This is a genomic window from Nocardia neocaledoniensis, assembly GCF_029868625.1.
Lineage (GTDB): Bacteria > Actinomycetota > Actinomycetes > Mycobacteriales > Mycobacteriaceae > Nocardia > Nocardia neocaledoniensis_A.
In genome coordinates this window covers 1-4,000 of sequence record NZ_JARWOJ010000360.1, presented here as the reverse complement: position 1 = coordinate 4,000, position 4,000 = coordinate 1, and the positions used below count along the sequence as shown (strand labels likewise).

The 4,000-nt window shown below is 66.8% G+C and carries 3 protein-coding genes; 1 reads left to right on the top strand and 2 read right to left on the bottom strand.

Annotation, left to right across the window (positions count from 1 at the left end):
• Positions 1–124: 124 nt before the first annotated feature.
• Together QH270_RS28010 and QH270_RS28005 are read right to left on the bottom strand one after the other, a co-directional pair.
• Entirely contained in the window at positions 125–2,374 is a 2,250-nt protein-coding gene (locus tag QH270_RS28010; protein WP_054811677.1) for a heavy metal translocating P-type ATPase, read from the bottom strand.
• 54 nt (positions 2,375–2,428) lie between these two features.
• Positions 2,429–2,635, bottom strand: coding sequence for a heavy-metal-associated domain-containing protein (locus tag QH270_RS28005; protein WP_054811678.1), 207 nt, complete (start codon positions 2,633–2,635; stop codon positions 2,429–2,431).
• Positions 2,636–3,320: 685 nt separating this feature from the next.
• Here QH270_RS28005 and QH270_RS28000 point away from each other — a divergent pair.
• Entirely contained in the window at positions 3,321–3,752 is a 432-nt protein-coding gene (locus tag QH270_RS28000; RefSeq protein WP_146088986.1) for a hypothetical protein, read from the top strand.
• Positions 3,753–4,000 lie beyond the last annotated feature (248 nt).

Sequence of the window (4,000 nt, the reverse complement as noted above, 5' to 3'; positions counted from 1 at the left end):
GGCCCCCAGCCTTTTTTTCTCCGCCGTAAATATCCAAAACAACTTATTGGTTATTGGGGGCCCGCACCCCCCCCCCAGCGCGCTGCGCTGGTTGGGGGGGGGGCGTCAGGGCGGCATTCGCCCGTCAGCTGTTGCTGGAGCGGAAGCCTCGCAAACGCAGACTGTTGCTGACCACGAACACCGACGAGAACGCCATCGCCGCACCGGCGAGCATGGGGTTGAGCAGACCTGCCATCGCCAGCGGCAAGGCGGCAACGTTGTAGGCGAACGCCCAGAACAGGTTGCCCTTGATGGTGCCGAGCGTCTGGCGCGACAACCGGATCGCGTCCGCCGCGGCCCGCAGATCGCCTCGGACCAGAGTCAGGTCACTGGCCTCGATCGCCACGTCGGTGCCGGTGCCCATGGCCAGGCCGAGGTCGGCCTGGGCCAGAGCCGCCGCGTCGTTGACGCCGTCGCCGACCATCGCGACGACCTTGCCCTGGGCTTGCAGCTTCGTGATGACATCGACCTTCTCGCGCGGCAGCACCTCCGCAATCACCTCCTCGATGCCGACCTCCTCGCCGATGGCCCGCGCCGCGGCCGCGTTGTCGCCGGTCAGCAAGATCGGTGTCAGCCCCAGCGCACGCAGTTGGGTTATCGCGTCGGCGGAGGTCGGTTTCACGGTATCGGCGACGACCAGGACACCGCGCGCCTTCCCGTCCCAGGCCGCCGCGACGGCCGTTTTCCCCTCGGATTCGGCGACGGCCATGACTCGTTCCAAGTCCGAGTCCATGCTTTGCGCTCGCTGCGCCAGCATTCGGCGACGCCCGACGACAACCCTGCGGTCAGCGACTACGCCCTCCACACCCAGGCCCTCGACGTTGGCAAAGCCCTGTACTGGCGCGAGGTCGCCGAGCTTGTCCCGGGCGGCCTTGGCGATCGCCTGCGCGATCGGGTGCTCGGAGGAATCCTCGAGCGCTCCGGCCAGCTCCAGGATCTGCAACTCGTCCTCGCCGTCGGCGGCATACACCTTGAGCAGGCTCATCTTGCCGGTGGTGACGGTCCCGGTCTTGTCCAGCACCACGGTGTCGACCCGCCGGGTCGATTCCAGCACCTCCGGGCCCTTGATCAGGACACCCATCTGCGCGCCGCGACCGGTACCGACCATCAGCGCGGTGGGCGTGGCCAGGCCTAGTGCGCAGGGGCAGGCGATGATCAGCACGGCGACCGCGGCGGTGAAGGCCGCGGCGACAGAGCCTCCGGTGCCGAGCCAGAACCCCAGGGTCGCCACCGACAGGGCGATCACGATGGGGACGAAGATGCCGGAGATCTTGTCGGCCAGCCGCTGCGCCTGGGCCTTGCCGTTCTGAGCTTCCTCCACCAGCTTGGCCATCTGGGCCAGCTGGGTGTCAGAGCCGACACGGCTGGTACGCACCACGATCCGGCCGCCGACATTGACGGTGGCGCCGACCACCGCGTCGTCGACGCTGACCTCGACGGGCACCGATTCCCCGGTCAGCATCGATGCGTCGACCGCGGAGGAGCCTTCCACGACGACGCCGTCGGAGGCGATCTTCTCACCGGAGCGCACGACGAACAAGTCGCCCACGGCGAGTTGCTCGGCCGGTATGCGCTGTTCCTTGCCGTCGCGCAGCACCGATACGTCTTTGGCGCCCAGTTCCAGCAACGCTCGCAGCGCGGCACCGGCCTGCCGCTTGGATCGGGCCTCGAAGTAGCGGCCGGCGAGGATGAAGGTGGTGACTCCGGCCGCCACCTCGAGATAGATGTTCCCGGCCCCACCTTCGCGGGCGATGGTCAGTTCGAACGGGTGCGTCATGCCCGGCATACCCGCAGTACCCCAGAACAGTGCGTATAGCGACCAGCCGAGCGCGGCGAGCGTGCCGATGGAGATGAGGGTGTCCATCGTGGCGGTGGCGTGGCGCAAGTTGGTCCAGGCCGCTCTGTGGAAGGGCAAGGCACCCCAGATCACCACCGGCGCGGCCAGTGTCAGCGACAGCCACTGCCAGTTGGTGAACTGCAGTGCCGGAATCATCGCCATCGCGATCACCGGCACCGTCAGGACCAGCGAGATGAGCAGACGCTCGCGCAGTGAGGCCGTGGGATCGTCGCCTTCGGGTGCTGACGCGTCCGGTTTCCCGGCCTTCGAGATCGGGAGCGCGGCGGTGTAACCGGCTTCCTCGACCGTGGCGACCAGGTCCTCGGGCGTGAGGTCGCCGGAGTATTCCACGCGCGCCTTCTCCGTGGCGTAGTTGACCGTGGCGGTGACCCCGTCGAGCTTGTTCAGTTTCTTCTCGATGCGATTGGCGCACGACGCGCAGGTCATGCCACCGATCGCCAACTCGATCCGGGTGGACGGTTGCGTCGTGGTGCCCATCGCAGGCTCCGTTCCGTACTGGGAAAATCTGGCTAGAGGTAGTGACAGGTTCGATCAGTCGGCAAGCTGATAGCCGGCCTCGCTGACAGCAGCGGCGATGACACTTCGCTCGACGGTATCTGCCGCTTCGATGGTCACGCGCCCGCTGGCGAAGTCAGCCTCCACTGCGGTGACACCCGCAATCTTGCCGACTTCTTTGTTCACCGAATTCGCGCAGCAGCTGCAGGTCATTCCGGTCACGGTCACAGTTGTGGTGGTCATGGCTGATCGTCTCCTTGCTCTGCGGCGCCTCCGACCGCATGACCCCCATCATACCCCCCGCGGGTATTGTGCGCTGCTGCTCTTCGGTGACCGCTCCGGCCGCGGCGATTCCCCTCACATCCGGAGCCGACCCACAGGAGGCGAAATGCAATGTGCGTGACAGTGGACCGACATCCGCCAGCCTGAGAACGCGCCAGCCGAACTGCATCACACCCCCGGGCAGCCCCGTCGCGACCAGGCAGCTGCGGGAGAAGGGCGGAGGTGACGCCCCGACCTCGTCACCTACCGCATTTTCGATGACGGGGGCGGAGGCGAGATGAAGGAAATCGCACGCCTCCGCCCCAGCCGACACCCCCGGTCCTAGGGGTGCCCCTGTGCCGGGATCACCATTTCGGCACAAGTACTATTCTACTCAGTAGAACGGTAGTCAGGGCTGCCGAGGAATGCAACAGCCCCGTTCGGCGATCCACATTCGGACGCGGACGTTGCGATCAGTGTCGGCATTCGCCGGGAAGTTGGACCAACCGCCGCAGCGATCCACGATCGCAGCGCTCCACCGCTGCTCCAGCGCCATGGCGGTGAGGGGATTCGCCGCCGCTTGCGCATCCATAGACCCTCGCCGGTCCGGAGAGTAATCTGTGGAATTGGCGACAAGCTCGGTCTACATGGACACCAGGGAGACGCCATGACGCCCAGACGAGGCTGGGGGACAAAGCGGCAGGCGCTTACGACACTGGCCGCGCTGTCGGCACTGGCGTTGGCGGCATGCAGCTCTGGGGGCGGGGATCCCGGCGCGGCAACCGATCGAGAATCCGCCATCACATCGAGCCCGGGCAACTCGACACAGATCGCCGTCAGCGAGAACGAGTTCTCCATCAACATAGCCAACCCCCCATCGACTGCGGGTGCATACACGTTCGTCGTCGAAAACTCCGGATCGGTCTCCCACGATCTCGCGATCGAGGGTCCAGGTGTGGAGTCGCGGCGCACACCGCGGATCGAAAGAGGCGAATCCGGTGAGCTGGCCGTCGATTTGGAGCCCGGCACCTACACGCTGTGGTGCTCGGTGGGAAACCATCGAGAACTCGGCATGAGCACCGAAATCATCGTGAGCTGATCGGAACCCAGGCTGCGGCAACACTTTCCGGCGACGGGGTCATGGCGGGAAACGTGGCCTGCGTTCGCCGCGGGCGGCCATACGGCGGACGGCCCGGGCGGCCCTGCTAGTAGAACAAAAGTGAGGGCGACGCCACGAGTCGTCGCCCGCACACCCGAAAGCCCGCCCCCCCCCCGCGGGATGAGGGGGTAGCCCGCCCCCAACCCGGGCCCCCACCCCCGGCGCATATTGGGGCCCCCCCCCCGCGC